The following is a 622-nucleotide window of genomic DNA, read 5'->3' as shown; positions in this document are numbered from 1 at the left end:
AATCACTACGATAAACACGGCAGACTCACAGCCCAAGATCACTTTGAAACAGATCACTCCCCATCCCCTCGTTATCGTTTACATTGGACCTATGATGCCCATAATAATGTCACGGAACAAGTCAATGCCGCAGGTGAAACCCTTTATCGCACATTCGATGCCAATGGCAATGTGCTAAGTGAAAGAGGATCCCATCTACCTTACCGGAAGAACTTTTCTTATGACTTCATGAATCGCTTAACGAGTGTTGAGACCATCGATGAAACAGGAGCAAGCTATAAGCTTTCCTATCAGTACGACGAATGCAATAATCGCACGGCAAGCATCGACTACTACGGCAATAAAACCTTTTATGAATACGATGGCCTAAATCGCCTTGTCAAAACCATCTATCCCCCTATTCCCAGATCCAATGGAGAGCTTTTTGCTCCTACCGAATGCTTGGCATATAATGCTTTAGGATATATGAGCAGAACATGGAATGGAAATGGAGATTTAACCCAGCAACAAAATACCATTCGAGGGCAGCCTTACTCTATTAAATATCCCGATGGTTCCATTGAAAGAATGACCTACACGCTCGATGGAAATCTGGAAGAGAAAATCGAAAAAAATGGAATGC

Annotated in this window: 1 pseudogene; it reads left to right on the top strand. The window is 42.8% G+C overall.

From position 1 onward, the window contains the following. Positions 1 to 622 (top strand): annotated as a pseudogene (locus tag AOM43_RS06190) (RHS repeat protein); the annotation flags it as partial.

It is taken from the genome of Parachlamydia acanthamoebae, from assembly GCF_000875975.1.
Lineage (GTDB): Bacteria > Chlamydiota > Chlamydiia > Chlamydiales > Parachlamydiaceae > Parachlamydia > Parachlamydia acanthamoebae.
The sequence above is the reverse complement of the archived record's forward strand: the minus strand, read 5'-3'. Positions and strand labels throughout refer to the sequence as shown.